16 protein-coding genes are annotated in these 18306 nt (G+C 67.2%); 11 read left to right on the forward strand and 5 right to left on the reverse strand.

Features of this window, described 5'->3' with window-relative positions:
- Together hemA and murI are read right to left on the reverse strand one after the other, a co-directional pair.
- A partial coding sequence (gene hemA / locus ACFE77_RS13630) for a 5-aminolevulinate synthase (RefSeq protein ID WP_375422191.1) occupies nt 1–712 on the reverse strand: 712 nt, incomplete at its 3' end.
- A gap of 69 nt (nt 713–781) precedes the next feature.
- Complete coding sequence (gene murI / locus ACFE77_RS13635; RefSeq protein ID WP_375422192.1) at nt 782–1576, reverse strand: glutamate racemase; 795 nt, start codon at nt 1574–1576, stop codon at nt 782–784.
- A 77-nt stretch (nt 1577–1653) separates the two neighbouring features.
- Between murI and plsY the strand changes: the two genes are divergently transcribed.
- The 4 genes from plsY to ACFE77_RS13655 all read left to right on the forward strand — a co-directional run bounded on the left by plsY (nt 1654) and on the right by ACFE77_RS13655 (nt 8464).
- Nucleotides 1654–2283: a glycerol-3-phosphate 1-O-acyltransferase PlsY gene (plsY, locus tag ACFE77_RS13640; protein ID WP_375422206.1), complete on the forward strand. Its 630-nt coding sequence runs from the start codon at nt 1654–1656 to the stop codon at nt 2281–2283.
- Nucleotides 2276–3349, forward strand: coding sequence for a DNA-processing protein DprA (dprA, locus tag ACFE77_RS13645; RefSeq protein WP_375422193.1), 1074 nt, complete (start codon nt 2276–2278; stop codon nt 3347–3349). The genes plsY and dprA overlap by 8 nt, the downstream gene beginning before the upstream one ends.
- A gap of 235 nt (nt 3350–3584) precedes the next feature.
- The gene (topA, locus tag ACFE77_RS13650; protein WP_375422194.1) at nt 3585–6122 is read left to right on the forward strand and encodes a type I DNA topoisomerase; all 2538 of its coding nucleotides are present in this window, start codon (nt 3585–3587) and stop codon (nt 6120–6122) included.
- 209 nt (nt 6123–6331) lie between these two features.
- Nucleotides 6332–8464, forward strand: coding sequence for a S9 family peptidase (locus ACFE77_RS13655; protein ID WP_375422195.1), 2133 nt, complete (start codon nt 6332–6334; stop codon nt 8462–8464).
- Nucleotides 8465–8467: 3 nt separating this feature from the next.
- Here ACFE77_RS13655 and ACFE77_RS13660 read toward each other — a convergent pair whose 3' ends face one another.
- Entirely contained in the window at nt 8468–8764 is a 297-nt protein-coding gene (locus ACFE77_RS13660; RefSeq protein ID WP_375422196.1) for a hypothetical protein, read from the reverse strand.
- A gap of 65 nt (nt 8765–8829) precedes the next feature.
- Nucleotides 8830–9672, reverse strand: coding sequence for a pantoate--beta-alanine ligase (panC, locus tag ACFE77_RS13665; RefSeq protein ID WP_375422197.1), 843 nt, complete (start codon nt 9670–9672; stop codon nt 8830–8832).
- Between the two features lie 72 nt (nt 9673–9744).
- On the opposite strand from panC, the gene ACFE77_RS13670 reads away from it, so the two are divergent.
- The 7 genes from ACFE77_RS13670 (at nt 9745) to ACFE77_RS13700 (ending at nt 15108) form a co-directional block, all read left to right on the forward strand.
- Complete coding sequence (locus tag ACFE77_RS13670; protein WP_375422198.1) at nt 9745–10530, forward strand: division plane positioning ATPase MipZ; 786 nt, start codon at nt 9745–9747, stop codon at nt 10528–10530.
- A complete protein-coding gene (locus ACFE77_RS13675) occupies nt 10527–10790 on the forward strand; it encodes a J domain-containing protein (protein WP_375422199.1) in 264 nt (87 codons plus the stop codon). The genes ACFE77_RS13670 and ACFE77_RS13675 overlap by 4 nt, the downstream gene beginning before the upstream one ends.
- Nucleotides 10783–11247, forward strand: a complete 465-nt coding sequence (locus tag ACFE77_RS13680) for a PH domain-containing protein (protein WP_375422200.1) — start codon at nt 10783–10785, stop codon at nt 11245–11247. The genes ACFE77_RS13675 and ACFE77_RS13680 overlap by 8 nt, the downstream gene beginning before the upstream one ends.
- 64 nt (nt 11248–11311) lie before the next feature.
- A complete protein-coding gene (locus ACFE77_RS13685) occupies nt 11312–12073 on the forward strand; it encodes an exonuclease domain-containing protein (protein WP_375422201.1) in 762 nt (253 codons plus the stop codon).
- Between the two features lie 52 nt (nt 12074–12125).
- Nucleotides 12126–13637: an ATP-binding protein gene (locus ACFE77_RS13690; protein ID WP_375422202.1), complete on the forward strand. Its 1512-nt coding sequence runs from the start codon at nt 12126–12128 to the stop codon at nt 13635–13637.
- Entirely contained in the window at nt 13634–14080 is a 447-nt protein-coding gene (locus ACFE77_RS13695; RefSeq protein WP_375422203.1) for a response regulator, read from the forward strand. The genes ACFE77_RS13690 and ACFE77_RS13695 overlap by 4 nt, the downstream gene beginning before the upstream one ends.
- Nucleotides 14077–15108: a sensor histidine kinase gene (locus ACFE77_RS13700; protein WP_375422204.1), complete on the forward strand. Its 1032-nt coding sequence runs from the start codon at nt 14077–14079 to the stop codon at nt 15106–15108. The genes ACFE77_RS13695 and ACFE77_RS13700 overlap by 4 nt, the downstream gene beginning before the upstream one ends.
- A gap of 778 nt (nt 15109–15886) precedes the next feature.
- Here the strand turns inward: ACFE77_RS13700 and gyrB are convergent.
- The coding region (gene gyrB / locus ACFE77_RS13705; protein WP_375422205.1) for a DNA topoisomerase (ATP-hydrolyzing) subunit B at nt 15887–18306 on the reverse strand (2420 nt) is incomplete at its 5' end.

Consider the following 18306-nt stretch of genomic DNA (forward strand, 5'->3'; position numbering starts at 1 on the left):
CGCCGCGCGGGCCGTACATCCCGACCGCATGGACCTCGTCGAGATAGGTCAGCGCGTTGTACCGGTCCGCCAAGTCGCAGATCGCCGCGATCGGCGCAACGTCGCCCTCCATCGAATACACGCTCTCGAACGCGATCAGCTTGGGCAGTGTCGGGTCTTCCGCGGCGAGCAGTTCTTCCAGATGCGCGAGGTCGTTATGGCGGAACAGCCGCTTCTCGCACCCCGACTGGCGGATCCCCGCGATCATCGACGCGTGGTTCAGCTCGTCCGAGAAGCTAACGCAGCCCGGCAGCAGCTTCGCGATCGTCGACAGCGTCGCCTCGTTCGACACATAGCCGCTGGTGAACAGCAGCGCGGCTTCCTTGCCGTGCAGATCGGCGAGTTCGTGCTCGAGATCGACGTGATAATGCGTGTTGCCGCCGATGTTGCGGGTGCCGCCCGATCCGGCGCCGACATCGTGCAGCGCCTCCTCCATGGCCGCGATCACCGCGGGGTGCTGGCCCATCGCGAGATAATCGTTCGAACACCACACCGTGATCGGCTTGGGCCCGTTATGCCCTGCGAAGCAGCGCGCATTCGGGAACGCGCCCTTGTTGCGCAGGATGTCGATGAAGACGCGGTACCGCCCCTCGCTGTGGAGGCGGTCGATCGCCTGGGTGAACACCCGCGAATAATCGACGCGCGCGCCGGTGTCGGTACGATCCAAGCTCATGGCCGCGCGTTTACGCCCGAGTGGTTATTATTTCCAGCGCATTTGCGCGATCGCCGTGATCGACCGACCCTACAAGCCTTCGATCGTCGCGAACCCGCGAGCCGCGAGCGCCGGCGCCAGAGCCCGCTCCGCCTCGCCCAACCGCGTGAACACCGCCACTCCGGGCTCCGCGCGCTCGGGCCAGTCCTGCCCGACGGTCAGCGCCGCGATTCGCCGTGCGATCCCCGCCCCGCCATCGACGAACCGCACCGCGCGCGGCGCGGCGGCGGCGAGTTCGTCGGCGACCAGCGGGAAATGCGTGCACGCGTTGACGATCACGTCGATAGCCTCGCCACCCGGCTGGTCGAACAACCCCGCGAGCACCGCCCGATAGCGCGCGGGATCCGCCGCTGCCCCGCGCAGCTTCGCCTCGGCCAGCTCGACCAGTTCCGCCGATCCGTGGCGAAGCACCGTGCAATCGCCGGCGAACCGCGCCGCGAGATCGGCGACATAGGCCTGCCGCACCGTCGCGTCGGTGCCGAGCACGCCGATCGTCCGCGTGACGCTGATCGCGGCAGCGGGCTTCACCGCCGGCACCGTCCCCACCACCGGCAGGTCGAGCGCCGCGCGCACCGCGGGCAGCGCGATCGTCGAGGCGGTGTTGCACGCGATCACGATCAGCCGCGGGCGATACCGCTCCGCCAGCCGCCCCAGCAACGCCGGCACGCGCGCCGCGATCTCCGCCTCGCTCTTGATCCCGTACGGGAACCCCGCCGAGTCCGCGGCATAGACGAACCGCGCGGTCGGCAGCAGCGCGCGCGCTTGCGCGACGATCGACAGCCCGCCGACACCGGAATCGAAGAACAGGATCGGCGCGCTATCCACGCCGTCGCCCTTAGGGCCCGCGCCCGCCGCCGCCAAGGCGAGCGAGGTTGTTGGCGTAGCGTGACGATCCCGATATGATGGCGGCGATTGGGGGGACGGCCGTGCAGACCGACATCATCTGGGTTGCGCCCGCCTTGGCGCTGCTGCTCGGCTATGGGCTGGGATCGATCCCGTTCGGCATCCTGCTGACGCGCGCATTCGGCGCGGGCGACCTGCGTCAGGTCGGGTCGGGCAACATCGGCGCCACCAACGTGCTGCGCACCGGGCGCAAGGGGCTGGCCGCGGCGACGCTGCTGCTCGATCTCGCCAAGGGTGCCGCGGCGGTGCTGATCGCCGGGCGGCTGTTTCCCGGCGAGGCGCCGCTCGCCGCGATCGGGGCGTTCGTCGGCCATTGCTATCCGGTCTGGCTGGGCTTCCGCGGCGGCAAGGGCGTCGCGACGCTGATGGGGATCGTGCTCGCGCTGCACTGGCCGATCGCGCTGCTCTACGCGGCGGTGTGGCTCGGTCTGCTTGCGCTGCTGCGGATCTCGTCGGTGGCGGGGATGGCCGCCGCGATCAGCGCGCCGGTCGGCGCCGCGCTGTTCGGCCGGTTCGATCTCGTGATGCTGCTGCTGGTGCTCGCGCTGATCGTGCTGTGGAAGCATGGCGAGAACATCGAACGGCTGCTGACGGGCAACGAACCCCGCATCGGCCGCAAGGATGGCTGACGCCGCCACCGCGCGACTCCGTCTCCTGCGCACCGCCGGCATCGGACCGGTCACCTACCGCCAGCTGCTCGCGCGCTTCGCCACCGCGGACGCTGCGCTCGACGCGCTGCCGATGCTCGCCAGACGAGGCGGTGGCGCGCCGCCACGCAGCCCCGATGCCGCCACGATAGAGCGCGAGATGGCGGGCGTCGCCCGGCTCGGCGCACGCTATCTGTTCATCGACGATGCCGACTACCCAGCGCTCCTCGCCGAAATCGAGAACGCTCCGCCCGCGCTGGTCTTCCGCGGCGATCTCGCGCTGCTGCGTCGCCCCTGCGTGGCGCTGGTCGGCGCCCGCAACGCGTCCGCGGCGGCCTGCCGCTTCGCCCGCCAGCTCGGCCACGATCTCGCCGCCGACGCGACCGTCGTGTCCGGACTCGCCCGCGGGATCGACACCGCCGCGCATGTCGGCGCGATGCCCGCTACGATCGGGGTGATCGCGGGCGGCATCGACGTCGCCTACCCGCCCGAAAACGCCGCGCTCCAGGATAGCATCGCGCAACGCGGCCTGCTGATCGCCGAACAGCCCCCCGGCACCGAGCCCCACGCCCGCCACTTCCCCTATCGCAACCGAATCATCGCTGGCCTCTCGCTCGGCACCGTCGTGGTGGAGGCGGTCCCCCGCTCGGGCTCGCTGATCACCGCGCGGCTCGCGGGCGAGATGGGGCGCGAGGTGATGGCGGTGCCCGGCAGCCCTATCGACCCCCGCGCCCAGGGCGGCAATCTGCTGATCCGCGAGGGCGCGACCCTGGTCCAGTCCGCGGCCGACATCCTCGACCAGATCCTCCCGATCGACGCGCGCGCGGTCCGCTCCCCCACCAATCGCTTCGCCGCACCACCCCCGTCCGACCCCAGCGACCAGGAACGCCGCACCGTCACCGCCCTGCTGGGCGCGGTGCCGGTGCCGATCGACGAGCTGATCCGCCAGTCCGGCTGCACCCCCGCCGCAGTCCAGACCGTGCTTCTCGAGCTCGAGCTGGCACAGCGGATCGAACGCCACGCCGGGGCACGCGTCAGCCTCGCATGACCCGCTCGATCGCGCCGATCGTCCTATCCCGTGTCCTACAGCGCCTGATCGGTGCATCGAGAGCAATATGCCACCGCTTCCCCAACAGGACCTCTCCCCATGTACCGTTTCCTCTCGCGCGCCTGCGCATAGGGTGTGACTTTTGTGACTCTTGGCCCCGCTCGACCCACCGCTTGACGGCGCGGCGATCCCCTCGTCATCCTCGCGCGTACACGTAAGGACGCTTCGAACCCCCATGCAGCTTGTCATCGTCGAATCGCCGGCAAAGGCGAAAACCATCGAGAAGTATCTCGGCTCGGACTTCCGGGTCCTCGCCAGCTACGGCCATGTCCGCGACCTGCCCGCCAAGGACGGGTCGGTCGATCCCGATGCCGATTTCGCGATGGAATGGGAGAACTATGCGGACAAATCGAAGCAGCTGAAGGCGATCGCGGACGAAGCGAAGAAGGCCGACCGGCTGATCCTCGCGACCGATCCCGATCGCGAGGGCGAGGCGATCAGCTGGCATGTCCAGGAAGTGCTCCGCGCGCGGAAGGCCCTGCCGAAGGAGGTCGAGCGCGTCACCTTCAACGCGATCACCAAGCCCGCCGTGCTCCACGCGATGCAGCACCCGCGCGAGCTCGATACCGACCTGATCGATGCCTATCGCGCCCGCCGCGCGCTCGATTATCTGGTCGGCTTCACCCTGTCGCCAGTGCTGTGGCGCAAGCTGCCCGGCGCCAAGTCCGCGGGCCGCGTCCAGTCGGTCGCGCTCCGCCTGATCGTTCAGCGGGAACGCGAAATCGAGGCGTTCCGCGCCCAGGAATATTGGTCGGTGACCGCGGCGATGGAGCATGACGGCACGCCGTTCGTCGCCCGCCTCGTGCAGTGGGACGGCAACAAGCTCGACCGGCTGTCGATCGGCAACGAGGGCGACGCTCTGAAGGCGAAGCAGGCGGTCGCGGACGGCCGCTTCTCGGTCCAGACGGTCGAGACCAAGCCCGCGGGCCGCAATCCGCCTGCGCCGTTCACCACCTCGACCCTCCAGCAGGAAGCGTCGCGCAAATTGGGCTTCTCCGCCGATCACACGATGCGGATCGCGCAGGGCCTCTACGAGGACGGCGCGATCACCTATATGCGCACCGACGGCGTGCAGATGGACGGCTCGGCGATCTCCGCGGCGCGGCTCGCGATCGCCAACCGCTACGACGCGTCCTACGTGCCCGACAAGCCGCGCCAATATACCGCGAAGGCCAAGAACGCACAGGAAGCGCACGAGGCGATCCGCCCGACCGACTTCACCAAGGACCGCGTCGGCGGCGGCGACCACGCCCGCCTCTACGACCTGATCTGGAAGCGCTCGCTCGCCAGCCAGATGGCATCCGCACGCATGGAACGCACCACGGTCGAACTGGCCGACGGCACCGGCCGCAACGTGCTGCGCGCCACCGGCCAGGTCGTGCTCTTCCCCGGCTATCTCGCGCTCTACGAGGAGGGATCGGACGACAGCCAGGACGAGGACGCCCGCCGCCTGCCCCGCATGCGCGAGGGCGATGCGCCCGCGAAGAAGGGCGTCGATGCCGAACAGCATTTCACTCAGCCGCCGCCGCGCTTTTCCGAAGCCTCGCTGGTCAAGCGCATGGAGGAACTCGGCATCGGCCGCCCCTCCACCTATGCATCGATCATCAAGACGCTGAAGGACCGGATGTACGTCCGGGTCGAGAAGAACCGCTTCTTCGCGGAGGAGAGCGGGCGCCTGGTAACCGCCTTCCTCGAACGCTTCTTCGAGAAATATGTCGGCTTCGACTACACCGCCGAGCTGGAGGAGGAGCTCGACGACGTATCGGGCGGCCGTGCGCAGTGGCAGGCGGTGCTCGAGGCGTTCTGGCGCGATTTCAAGCCGCGCACCGCCGAGGTGATGGAGCAGAAGCCGAGCGAGGTCACCGCCGCGCTCGACCTGTTCCTCGCCGATTATCTCTTCCCCGATAAGGCAGATGGCAGCGACGCGCGGCTCTGCCCGAATTGCGGCGAAGGCAAGCTGGCGCTGCGCGGCGGCAAGTTCGGCGCGTTTATCGCCTGCTCCAACTACCCCGAGTGCAAATACACCCGCCGCTTCGCGCAGCCCGGCGGCGAGGGCGAGGACACCGGCCCAGAGGGTCTCGGCAAGGATCCCGAGACCGGGCTCGAGGTAGAGCGCAAATCCGGGCGGTTCGGGCCGTATATCCAGCTCGGCGAGGGCAAGGACGCCAAGCGCGCCTCGATCCCGAAGGACCTGCCCGAACTCGATCTCGAATGGGCGTTGAAGCTGCTCAGCCTGCCGCGCACGATCGGCACCCATCCCGAAAGCGGCGAGCCGATCACCGCGTCGATCGGGCGCTACGGCCCCTATCTCGCGCATGCCGGCAAATATGCGCGTCTGACCTCGACGATGGAGGTGTTCGAGACCGGCATGAACGCCGCGGTGGTCAAGCTGGCCGAAGCCGCAGCGGGCGGCGGACGCCCGCAACGCGGTGCGCAGGCGCCGTTGAAGGTGCTCGGCCTCCACCCCCGCAGCGAAGCCGAGATCAAGCTGATGGAGGGCCGCTACGGCGCCTACGTCACCGACGGCACCACCAACGCGACGCTGCCCAAGTCGATCGAGAAGGACGCGCTGACGCTGGAGGAAGCCGCCCAACTGATCGACGCCCGCGCCGCCGCCGCGCCGGCGAAGGGCAAGAAGAAGGCGCCCGCGAAGAAGAAGGCACCCGCCAAGAAGGCGCCGGCGAAGAAGGCGGTGGCTAAGACGAAGGCTTGAGGGAAGCGGGTGTGTGATCCGCTCGCGTTCTCCTGTTTTCCCGCGAAAGCGGGAATCCAGGACCAGGCAGAACGACGTCTGTTTGTGCTGCTTGGCCCTGGGCTCCCGCCTTCGCGGGAGCACAAACAGGCGTAAGCAGCCAAGTCACTGACAGCTTCCCACACCACGGGGCGCAAGCTACGATCGACCGACAACAAGAGGGAAGCAGAATGGCGATCACGAAGCGTTCCGGTCTGTCGATCACCGCCGCCCTGGTCGCCACCACCACCGCGCTCGCACAGACCGCGCCACCGGCTGCGTCCCCGCCCCGCGCCGTGAAGAAGCCGTTCCAGGTCACCTCGCCCAACGGCGCGCGCGAGGATGATTATTACTGGCTGCGCGACGACACCCGCAAGAACCCCGAGATGCTCGGCTACCTCGCCGCCGAAAATGCCTATGCCGACGCGCAACTCGCGTCGCTGAAGCCGCTGCAGGCCAAGCTCTACGAAGAGACCGTTGCGCGCATCAAGCAGGACGACGGCTCGGTCCCGTATCGCAAGAACGGCTATTGGTATCGCTCGCGCTTCGAAGTCGGCGGCGACTATCCGATCGTCGAGCGCCGCAAGGGTGTGCAGATCGCGCCCGCCGAGACGATGTTCGATCAGCCCGCGATGGCGAAGGGCCATAGCTTCTTCGCGCTGAGCGACTGGGCGGTCAGCCCCGACAACCGCCTCGTCGCTTGGGCCGAGGACACGATCGGCCGTCGCCAATATGTGCTGAAGGTGAAGGACCTCGCGACCGGCAGGATCCTCACAGACACCGTCGCCAACGTTGAGCCCAACATCGTCTGGGCAGGCGACAACAAGACACTCCTCTACATCGAGAAGGATCCGGTGACGCTACGCGGCTACCGGGTGAAGGCGCATGTGCTCGGCACCCCCGCCGCGTCCGATACGCTGCTCTACGAGGAGAAGGACGACACCTTCCAGATGGGCCTCGGCCGCACCGCCGACGACAAGTTCGTCTGTATCGGGGTGCAGAGCACGGTCAGCGACGAACAGCGTTGCGCGCCCGTCGCGTCGCCGACCGCCTTCACGATCGTCGCGCCCCGCGCCCGCGAATTCCGCTACAGCGCCGACCATATCGGCAATCGCTGGATCCTGCGCACCAACAAGGCGGCGAAGAACTACAAGCTGGTCACTGTCGCCGATGCCGATCTGGCGAAAGGGCCCGCGGCGTGGCGCGACCTGACTCCCGCCAGCGACGCGGTGTTCATCGAAAGCTTCAAGCCGTTCGACGGCTATGTCGCGATCGACCAGCGCGAGGGCGGCAATCGGATGATCCGGCTGCTCACCGATGCCGGCAAGTCGATCCCGGTGAAGGCCGAAGAGCCCGCCTATCGCATGGCGCTCGACGTCAACGAAGAACCCACGACGCCGTGGGTTCGCTACACCTATGGCTCGCTGGTCACGCCGACGACGACCTACGAGGTCAACGCCACCACCGGCGAGCGCCGCGTGCTGAAGGTCGCGCCGGTGCCGGGCTATAACCCCGCCGATTACGTGACCGAACGCGTCTGGGTGCCCGCGCGCGACGGCACGCGGATCCCGGTGTCGATCGTCTACAAGAAGGGCTTCAAGCGCGACGGCACCGCGCCGATGCTGCAATATGCCTATGGCAGCTACGGCCTGTCGATGGATCCGCGGGTTGATCCCGGCCAGATCGGCCTACTCGATCGCGGCATGGTCTACGCGCTCGCGCATATCCGCGGCGGGCAGGAGATGGGCCGCGGCTGGTATGACGACGGCCATCTGCTCAACAAGAAGAACAGCTTCACCGACTTCATCGACGTGACCCGCTATCTCGTCGCGCAGAAATACGCCGCGAAGGATCGGGTCGCGGCGATGGGCGGCAGTGCGGGCGGGCTGCTGATGGGCGCGGTCGCGAACATGGCGCCCGCGGACTATCGGCTGATCGTGGCGCAGGTGCCGTTCGTGGACGTGGTGACGACGATGCTCGACGCATCGATCCCGCTCACCACCTTCGAATATGACGAATGGGGCAACCCCGCGCAGAAGTCGTTCTACGACTACATGCTGAGCTATTCGCCCTACGACAACATCGCGGCGAAGGCGTACCCGGCGCTCTATGTCGGCACCGGCCTGTGGGACAGCCAGGTGCAATATTACGAACCCGCGAAATGGGTCGCGAAGCTCCGCGAGATGAAGACCGACCGCAACCTGCTGCTGTTCCGCGTCAACATGGAGGCGGGCCATGGCGGCAAGTCGGGCCGCTTCGAACGCTTCCGTCAGAACGCCGAATGGCAGGCGTTCATGCTCCAGCAGCTGGCGGTGACCGGCTGAGGATCAGGCGGCGCGGCGCTGGGTCATCCCGAGCCATGCCCGTGCGGCGGCTTGAGCGGTCGCGATCTCCCGCGCGGTCATGTCCTCGGCGACTTCGGCGCGACACGCCTGCGCGGCTTCGAGGCCAGAAACCGCGGCCAGGTTGAACCATTTATGCGCCTCGATCAGGTCGATCCCAACCCCCGAGGTGCCCGTCGAATAGCTGACGCCCAGATCGTACAGGGCATCGGTATCGCCGCCAGCGGCATCCGCCATCCGGCTCTCGATCAGAAACTGCGCGCTCTTCAAACTGCTGCCCATCGAACTCACCCCGTTTGCGTCGAGGATGTTCTGGACCGATTCGTCTATCGAAATGGTTAATGCGTTTAACCCTGTTCGATCGGCACATTGTCGATCAACCGGGTGGTCCCCAACCGCGCCGCGGCGAGCAGCCGGCGGGGGCGATCGGGTGCCGGATCCTCGGCCAGCGTCTCGGCGTCGGCGAGCGCGACATAGTCGATCTCGAACCCCGCCGCGATCAGCGTCGCCCGCGCCTCCGTCAGAGCATCCTCGACCAAATCGCCCCGTCCAATCGAACGCGCCGCAATCCCCAGCGCCCGTGGCAACGCCACCGCCCGCGCCCGCTGATCGTCGTCGAGATAGATGTTGCGCGACGACAGCGCGAGCCCGTCGTCGTCCCGTTGGGTGGGCACGCCGACGATCTCGATAGGCATATCGAGGTCCGCAACCAGCCGCCGGATCACCGCAAGCTGCTGAAAATCCTTCTCGCCAAAATAGGCCAGATCGGGGCGGACCTGGTTGAACAGCTTGGTCACGACGGTCGCGACGCCGTCGAAATGCCCCGGCCGCGCTGCGCCGTCGAACCCGTCGGACACGCCCGCGACCGCGATGTTGGTCGCGAACCCCATGGGGTACATCGTCTCCACCGACGGCGCCCACAATAGGTCGCAGCCGGCGGCGTTCAGCATCCGCGCATCGCTCGCCTCCCGCCGCGGATAGCGACCGAGATCCTCCGCCGGGCCGAACTGCTTCGGGTTGACGAAGATCGACGCCACCACCCGTGTGCCCGGCCGCTTAGCCGCCTCGATCAGCGCGATATGCCCAGCGTGCAGCGCGCCCATCGTCGGCACCAGCGCCACCGCCTGCCCCGCGCTTCGCCAGGCCGTCACCGCCTGACGCAGGCGGTCGAGATCCCCGGTCGTCTGCACCCTAAACCCCCTCGAACAATTAGCGCGCGGCTTCTATGAAGGGTCCGACACCCGATCAACAAGGAATACGCCGTGCCCGCAGGGCCTCATGTCATCGTCTTCGCCAACGAGAAGGGCGGCACCGGGAAATCGACGACCGCGGTGCATGTCGCTATCGCGCTCGCTGCTCGCGGCGCGAAAGTGGCGTGCCTCGATCTCGACCACCGCCAGCGCACCGTCGGCCGGTATCTCGACAATCGCGCCGCCACCGCCAAGCGCACCGGCAGCGACCTGCCGATGCCGGTCCACGCCACCCATGACGGCACCAACGAGGCGGTGTTCGAGGAGCTGTGGGCCCGCTTGTCCGACGGCGCCGATTATCTCGTCGTCGATACGCCAGGTCGCGACGATCCGTTCGCGCGCACTGCGGCGGCGCTGTCGAACACGCTGGTCACGCCGATGAACGACAGCTTCGTCGATTTCGACCTGATCGGCCAGGTCGATGCCGAGACCTATCAGGTCACCCGCCCGAGCTTCTATTCCGAACTGATCTGGGACGCCCGCAAGCAGCGCGCCCGTGCCGACGGCACCCAGATCGACTGGGTCGTGCTGCGCAATCGCCTTCAGCATATCGAAGCGCGCAACATGCGTCGCGTGTCGGACGCGCTGGGACAGTTGGCCAAGCGCGTCGGCTTCCGCATCATACCGGGGTTGGGCGAACGCGTCATCTACCGCGAGCTTTTCCCGGCCGGGCTGACGATGATCGACTCAAAGGAGTTCGGTGCGATGGGACTCGCGCATGTCGCCGCACGCCAGGAACTGCGCGAGATGATGGCGGCGCTGCAATTGCCCGAGCCTGCGGCACCGCTCTTCGCATGAAATGGCTCGTCGCCGCGGCGATCATCTGGGGCGTGTGGCTGCTGCTGCGTAAGGCGAAGCGCCCCAAGCGGCTCGGCGATCTGGCCGAGGCGCGTGCGGTGCTCGGCATCGGGCCGGATGCGGATGCCGACACGATCCGGACGGCGCACCGGCGGCTGGCGGCTCAGGTTCACCCCGATCGCGGCGGATCGGCGGATCTCGCCCACCGCGTCAACGCCGCGCGCGACTTGTTGCTGAAGGCGGGGGCGCGGCGTGACTAGTGTTCCTACGGCCGAGCGCGAGGTCGACAGCTTCCGGTCGAGCACTGCCCGCTGGCTGTTCGGTAGTCTTGCCGGATGGGGTACGCTGCTGCTGAGCGCGATCGGCGTCGGGTTGGTGATCATCCTGGTCCGCTGGCTGCGCAACATGTCGTCGGCTTACGTCATCACCGACCAGCGGCTGATCGTGCGGAGCGGCCTGCTGATCAAGTCGATCGACGAGATCGAACTGTACCGGATCAAGGACGTGCGCGTCGTCTTTTCGCTGATCAACCAAATCACCGACATCGGCACGATCACCATCACCTCGACCGACCGCACCACCGGCGACACCGAGTTCGTCCTGCGCGACGTGCCCGCCGCGCGCGATCGTCGCGAGGGGCTGCGCAAGCTAATCGATCGCGCACGCCAGCGCCGCGGCGTGCGCGAACTGGATGTCGATCGGGAGGGACTGCTCTGACCCGGCACCGACATGCCGGTGCGTCGGGGTGGCGAAAGCGCGTCGAAACAACCATCTAGCGAATATGGCCCGGCCCCAACCCCAGATCATTCGCGTCATCGACCTTGAAACCACCGGTAGCGCGCCGCCCGCGCACGGGGTGTGCGAGATCGGCTGGCAGGACGTCGCGCTCGACGCGGACGGCCGCTGGGAATTGTACGGCGAGGGCGGTAGCATTCTCGTCAATCCGGGCCGTTCGATCCCCCCGGTTACGCAGGCGATCCATCACATCCTGGACGAACATGTCGCCGACGCGCCGTGGTGGCACGATGTCGCCCGCCGCGTGCTCGATCCCTACCCGCGCCGGCTCGCGCTCGCCGCGCACCGCGCCGATTTCGAGCAGCAATATTGTACCTCGGCACTGACCCACGGCGCGGAGTGGATCTGTACCTGGAAATGCGCACTGCGGATGTGGCCGGATTCGCCGAGCTTTTCGAACCAAGTCCTGCGGTACTGGCGCAAGCCCGAGGGCATGGATCACGAGCGTGGCCTGCCGGTGCACCGCGCCTTCCCGGACGCCTATGTCACCGCATTCCACCTGCGCGACATGCTCAACGAAGCAGGCCTTGCGCAGCTGATCGAATGGTCGCGCGATCCGGGTCTGATCCCGCGGGTGCGCTACGGACCCGACCGCGGCAAGGAATGGCGCGAGCTCGATCACGAGACGCTGATGGGTTTTCTCACCGATCGCGATCCCGACATCCGCTTCACTGCCAATCACGAGATGGATCGGCGTCGCGGGGGCGGCAATGTCGGCAAGGCATCCGCGCAGGAACTGCTGCTCTAAGAGCCCACGCCGCCCGCTGGCAAATGCCGCGCCTTCGGCTAAGGGAAGGCGGATGGTTGTACGCGTCGCCGGCAGGTTGAAGGTTTCCGAGGGCCGTTTCGGGCGTGTGCTCGTCTCCTTCATGGCGACGGCGCTGCTGCTGCTGATCGCCGCCGCGATCGCGATCGCGTGGATCAACAGTCGCAACCAGGCCTATACCGCCGCGGTGGTGCATACCCAGGACGTGCGGCAGGCGATCGCCAAGGTCCAAGTTGCGCTCGAACAATCCGAAACCGCGCGGCGCGGCTATCTTCTGGCGCCCGGCCCGGTCTTCGCCGAGGCCTATGGCCGCACCTCGCGCGCCTTGTTCGCGGGACTCTCCGAGGTTGCCGGCCTGACGCGCGACAATGCGGATCAGGTCGGCCGCATCAACCGCATCCTGCCCCTGCTCAGTGATTTCCAGCGCACGCGGATGTCGTCGGTCAGGCTCGCGGCCTCAGGCGACCTTGCCGCCGCGCATGCCGCCTTCGCGCGCGACGGCAGCGTCCCGATCACACGCGCGATCCGTTATCGGTGGCAGGCGATGGCGGACGAGGAGAGCCGGCTGCTGACGATCCGCAGCGATCTGCAGCGCCGCGCGACCTTGTGGTTCTACATCGTCTCCGGAATCGCCGCTGGGCTGCTCGCGCTGGTCGTTATCCTGACGCTGCTCGTGGTGCTCCACAACACCCGCGCGCTGACCGCGTCTCGGGACCTGCTGCGCGACTTCGCCGACACGCTGGAAGAGCAGGTTGCGGAACGCACCGCGGATCTGTCGCGCGCCAACGAAGAGATCCAGCGCTTCGCCTATATCGTCAGCCACGATTTGCGATCGCCCTTGGTCAACGTCATGGGCTTCACCGCCGAATTGGCGGCGGTGATCCCGGCGCTGACCGAGCTGATCGAACGGGCCGACGAGACCGCACCCGACATCGTCACCAGCGATGCGCGGCTGGCGGTGCGCGAGGATTTGCCCGAGGCGATCGGCTTCATCCGCGCCTCGACCCAGAAGATGGACCGGCTGATCAACGCGATCCTGAAACTGTCGCGCGAGGGCCGCCGGACGATCACGCCCGAACGGCTCGATCCGGCGGAACTGGTCGAGACGATCGTGGCATCGATCCGCCACGTCATCGACGAGCGCGGCGTCACGCTGACGATCGTCCGCCCGCTGCCGTCGATCGTCACCGATCGCGTCGCGCTGGAGCAGATCCTGTCGAACCTGATCGAGAATGCGACCAAATACGGCCATCCCGATCGTGCCGGCACGATCGCCGTGTCGGGCAGCGAAGCGCGCGGCCGCGTGACGATCGCGGTCGCCGACAATGGCCGCGGCATCGCGGCGGGCGACCACCAGCGCATCTTCGACCTGTTCCGCCGATCGGGCGCGCAGGACCAGCCCGGCGAGGGCATCGGGCTCGCCCATGTCCGCGCGCTCGCCTATCGCCTCGGCGGCACCATCGACGTGGTATCGGAACTGGGCCAGGGATCGACTTTCCGGCTCACCTTGCCCAAGACCTTTCAGATCCAGGAACAACGGCCATGAACGCGCACCAGATGATCGGCATCGTGATGATCGAGGACGACGAGGGTCACGCCCGTCTGATCGAGAAGAACATCCGTCGTGCCGGCATCCTCAACGACATCAAGCATTTCACCGACGGCACCACCGCCTTGTCGTTCCTGTTCGAGGATCCGACGGGGCCGGCGCGCAACGGCCCGGCGCTGATACTGCTCGATCTCAACCTGCCCGACATGAGCGGCACCGACATTCTGGTGAAGATCAAGGCGGAGGGCAGCCCGTTGAAGCGGACGCCGGTGGTCGTGCTGACCACCACCGACGACAAGATCGAGATCCAACGCTGCTACGATCTCGGCTGCAACGTCTACATCACCAAGCCGGTGAACTATGAGAGCTTCGCCCAGGCGATCCGCCAATTGGGGCTGTTCCTGTCGGTGATCCAGGTTCCCGAGATCGAGGACCAGTGAGCGAGACCAGGGTCCTCTATATCGACGACGACCCCGGCATCCGCCGGCTGGCGTCGCGCGCGCTGGCGCGGCGCGGATTCGACGTCAGCTGCGCAGAGGGCGGGGCCGAAGGCGTGGCGATGGCCCGAAGCGAGTCGTTCGACCTGATCACGGTCGACCATTACATGCCCGGCATCGACGGGATCGAGACGCTGCGGCAGCTGCAGGCGCTGCCTCATGTGCCGCCGGTGGTCTATGTCACCGGATCCGAGGAGGGCCGGATCGCGATCGCGGCGCTGAAGGCGGGCGCGGCGGATTACGTCGTCAAATCGGTCGGCGAGGATTTCTTCGACCTGCTCGCCGCAAGCTTCGACCAAGTGCGCGCGCGGGCGCAGCTCGAACAGGCGAAAGCCGCAGCGGAAGCCGATCTGCGCGCCAGCAATGCCCGGCTCGAGGCGCTGCTGGGCGAGGTCAACCACCGTGTCGCCAACTCCCTGCAACTGGTGTCGGCGATGATCGGACTGCAGGCGAGCGCGTTGACCGACGCCAATGCGCGCGCCGCGTTGGAGGATACGCAGCGGCGGATCGGCGCGATCGCGCAGGTCCATCGCCGGCTCTATTCGGCCAACGACGTCGAAAGCGTCGACATGCGCGAATATCTCGGCGCGCTGGTCGCGGAACTCGCCACGACTCTGTCGGGCGAGAGCGGCGGCCATTCGCTGCTCTGCGCCGCCGATGCGCTACGATTGCCGACCGACCGTGCGGTGTCGGTCGGGGTGATCGTGACCGAGCTGGTCACCAACGCCTGCAAATACGCCTATCCGGACGGCAATGGCGACGTCCGCGTGCTGCTGAAGCAAGACGGCGAGGGATCGTTCCTGCTGGCGGTGGAGGACGATGGCTGCGGCATGCCCGAGGGGGTCGCGCCGAAGGGCACGGGACTCGGCACCAAGCTGATCCGGGTGATGGCGCAAAGCCTGCAATCCGCCGTCAATTACGAACCCCGCGAGGCGGGCGTCCGCGCGACGTTGCGGGCGAGTCTCGCCTGAGCTGGCGCGAGGCAAGAGTCACAAAAGTCGCACTTATACGCGTGCGTGCGAGGGGTTGCGTGAGAGGCGACCCTGATGGTGCACTCTCTACGCCACCCCGGCGAAGGCCGGGACCCAGCAGGGGATAGAAGGTAACGGAGCGCCGCCCCTCGTCACGGGAGCCTGCGCAACTGGGCCACGGCCTCCGCCGGGGTGGTAAGGAGGGCCCCGAAACAACCGCTGTGCTCCTGCGAACGCGGGAGCCTAGGGTCACGGGCGTTTGCGAGCGGTACGCTGGGCTCCTACGTTCGCAAGAGCACGTGGGTGCATCGTGGGAGCACCCCTCCGCACCGCCAACCCGGCGGAGGCCTGAGGCTTGGTAGAGAAAGAAGATAACGGAGCGCCGCTCGTCGTCACGGAAGCCTGCGTAACTGGGCCCCGGCCTCCGCCGGGGTAGTAAAGGGGGGCCGGAAACAACCGCTGTGCTCCTGCGAACGCAGGAGCCTAGGATTACGGGCGTCGGCGATCGTTGCTCTGGGCTCCTGCGTTCGCAGGAGCACGCGGTATATCGTGGGAGCACCCCTCTGCACTGCCAGGGGCCCAGTAAGGAAGAGAAGGTAACGGATCGCCGTGCGTCGTCACGGGAGCCTGCGTAACTGGGCCCCGGCCTTCGCCGGGGTGGTTAAGTGGGGCGCACCGCTGCCGCAAATGATCGAAAACCGACGATGAGAAACAGCCGCCGACCGGCTTGATCAGCGCTGCTCCAACATTGCAAGAATGCGGGGCCCGAGCCCCGCCCCTACACGTCCAGGTTGGCGACGTTCAGCGCGTTGTCCTGGATGAATTCGCGGCGTGGCTCGACGACTTCGCCCATCAGCTGGGTGAAGATCATGTCCGCAGCGGAGGTGTCCTCGGTGGTCACCCGCAGCATCGTGCGGACCGACGGATCGAGCGTGGTTTCCCACAATTGCTCGGCGTTCATTTCGCCCAAGCCCTTGTAGCGCTGCACCGCGAGGCCCTTGCGCCCCGCCGCCAGGATGGCGTCGAGCAGCTGCGACGGGCGGGCGACCAGACTTTCGCCGCGTGCCAGCGTGGCGGTGTTGCCGCCGCCCGGGACAGTGGAGCCGTCGCCGACCTCCTCCTCGTCCTCCGCCGGTTGCGGCGTGCCACTGGCGCGGACCAGCTTGCCGGCCTGGTTGAAGCTGTCGGCCTGTTCCGCGGACAAAGTGTGGAGCTTGCGCGCCTCCGCCGACCCCAGGAAGGTCGCCTCGATGATGTGGTGATCGGTGACGCCGCGCCACAGTCGTTCGAAATGGATGCCGCCGTCTTCGGTCAGGCGCGCGGTCCACGCCGCCTCGTCGTCGCCATAATCGAGGCGACGGGTCACTTCCGCCACGCGTTCGGCGCGCTTGTCGGGAGTGAAGCTCGGGTCGAGCGCACCGCCTAGCGCAAGTGCCTCGATGATCACCGGATCGTAGCGGCGCGGGACGTAGCGCATCAACGAACGCATCCGCCGCGCATGATCGACGAGCGTGCGCAGGTCCTTGCCCGAGCGCGTGCCGCCGACGGTTTCAAACACCATCATCGAGACGCCCGCTTCGACCAGATATTCGTCGAGCGCGGCATCGTCCTTCAGATACACTTCCGACCGGCCCTTGGTCGCCTTGTAGAGCGGCGGTTGGGCGATGAAGAGGTGACCGCGCTCGATCAGTTCGGGCATCTGGCGGTAGAAGAAGGTCAGCAGCAGCGTGCGGATGTGCGCGCCGTCGACGTCTGCGTCGGTCATGATGACGATCTTGTGGTAGCGCAGCTTGTCGGCGTTGAAGTCGTCGCGGCCGATGCCGGTGCCCATCGCCTGGATCAGCGTGCCGATCTCGCGGCTGGAGATCATCCGGTCGAACCGCGCGCGTTCGGTGTTGAGGATCTTGCCCCGGAGCGGCAGGATCGCCTGGAAGTGGCGATCGCGCCCGCTCTTCGCGGAGCCGCCGGCCGAGTCACCCTCGACCAGGAACAGCTCGCACTTGGTGGGGTCGCGCTCCTGGCAATCGGCGAGCTTGCCGGGCAGCGAGGCGATGTCCATCGCACCCTTGCGGCGGGTCAGTTCGCGCGCCTTCTTGGCGGCTTCGCGGGCGGCGGCGGCGTCGATGATCTTGGCGACGATCGACTTGCCGTGCGCTGGGTTCTCCTCGAGCCACTCGGCGAGCTTGTCGGCCATCAGGCTTTCGAGCGGCTGGCGGACCTCGGAGGAGACCAGCTTGTCCTTGGTCTGCGAACTGAACTTGGGATCGGGCAGCTTGACCGAGACGATCGCGGTCAGCCCTTCGCGCATGTCGTCGCCGGTGAGGGTGACCTTCTCCTTCTTCAACATGCCCGACTTGTCGGCATAGTTGTTGAGCGTGCGCGTCAGCGCCGCACGGAACGCCGCCAGATGCGTGCCGCCGTCGCGCTGCGGGATGTTGTTGGTGAAGGCGAGGACGTTCTCGTAATAGCTGTCGTTCCATTCCAGCGCGACGTCGATGGTAACGTCGTCGCGGGTCCCGGAGATCGCGATCGGCTCCGGCATCAGCGAGGTCTTGGCGCGATCGAGATACTTGACGAACGCGGCGATGCCGCCCTCGTAATAAAGCTCGACGGTCTTCAGCTCCTCGTGCCGGGCATCGGTGAGGAACAGCCGCACACCCGAATTGAGGAAGGCGAGTTCGCGGTAGCGATGCTCGAGCTTGTCGAAGTCGAATTCGGTGATCTTGAAGGTCGCGGGCGACGGGAAGAAGGTGACGCGGGTGCCCTTCTGTCCTTCGGTCGCGGTGCCGACGACCTTTAGCGGCGCGACCGCATCGCCGAACGCGAAGCGCATGTAATGTTCCTGGCCGTCGCGCCAGATCGTCAGGTCGAGCCATTCGCTGAGCGCGTTGACCACCGACACGCCGACCCCGTGGAGTCCGCCGGACACCTTGTAGGCGTTGTCGTCGGACGTGTTCTCGAACTTACCGCCGGCGTGGAGCTGGGTCATGATGACCTCGGCCGCGGACACGCCTTCTTCGGTGTGGATCCCGGTCGGGATGCCGCGGCCGTTATCGGTCACCGAGACGGATCCGTCGGCGTTGAGGACGATGTCGATCCGGTCGCAATGCCCGGCCAGCGCCTCGTCGATCGCGTTGTCCGATACCTCGAACACCATGTGGTGGAGGCCCGATCCGTCGTCGGTGTCGCCGATGTACA

The organism is uncultured Sphingomonas sp. (genome assembly GCF_964243315.1).
Classification (GTDB): domain Bacteria; phylum Pseudomonadota; class Alphaproteobacteria; order Sphingomonadales; family Sphingomonadaceae; genus Sphingomonas.

Excerpts from the sequence above, each read along its gene's own strand:
- plsY (WP_375422206.1), top strand. The coding sequence starts at position 1,654 with ATGGCGGCGATTGGGGGGACGGCCGTGCAGACCGACATCATCTGGGTT.
- dprA (WP_375422193.1), top strand. The coding sequence starts at position 2,276 with ATGGCTGACGCCGCCACCGCGCGACTCCGTCTCCTGCGCACCGCCGGC.
- topA (WP_375422194.1), top strand. The coding sequence starts at position 3,585 with ATGCAGCTTGTCATCGTCGAATCGCCGGCAAAGGCGAAAACCATCGAG.
- ACFE77_RS13655 (WP_375422195.1), top strand. The coding sequence starts at position 6,332 with ATGGCGATCACGAAGCGTTCCGGTCTGTCGATCACCGCCGCCCTGGTC.
- ACFE77_RS13660 (WP_375422196.1), bottom strand. The coding sequence starts at position 8,764 with ATGGGCAGCAGTTTGAAGAGCGCGCAGTTTCTGATCGAGAGCCGGATG.
- ACFE77_RS13675 (WP_375422199.1), top strand. The coding sequence starts at position 10,527 with ATGAAATGGCTCGTCGCCGCGGCGATCATCTGGGGCGTGTGGCTGCTG.
- ACFE77_RS13685 (WP_375422201.1), top strand. The coding sequence starts at position 11,312 with ATGGCCCGGCCCCAACCCCAGATCATTCGCGTCATCGACCTTGAAACC.
- ACFE77_RS13690 (WP_375422202.1), top strand. The coding sequence starts at position 12,126 with ATGGTTGTACGCGTCGCCGGCAGGTTGAAGGTTTCCGAGGGCCGTTTC.
- ACFE77_RS13695 (WP_375422203.1), top strand. The coding sequence starts at position 13,634 with ATGAACGCGCACCAGATGATCGGCATCGTGATGATCGAGGACGACGAG.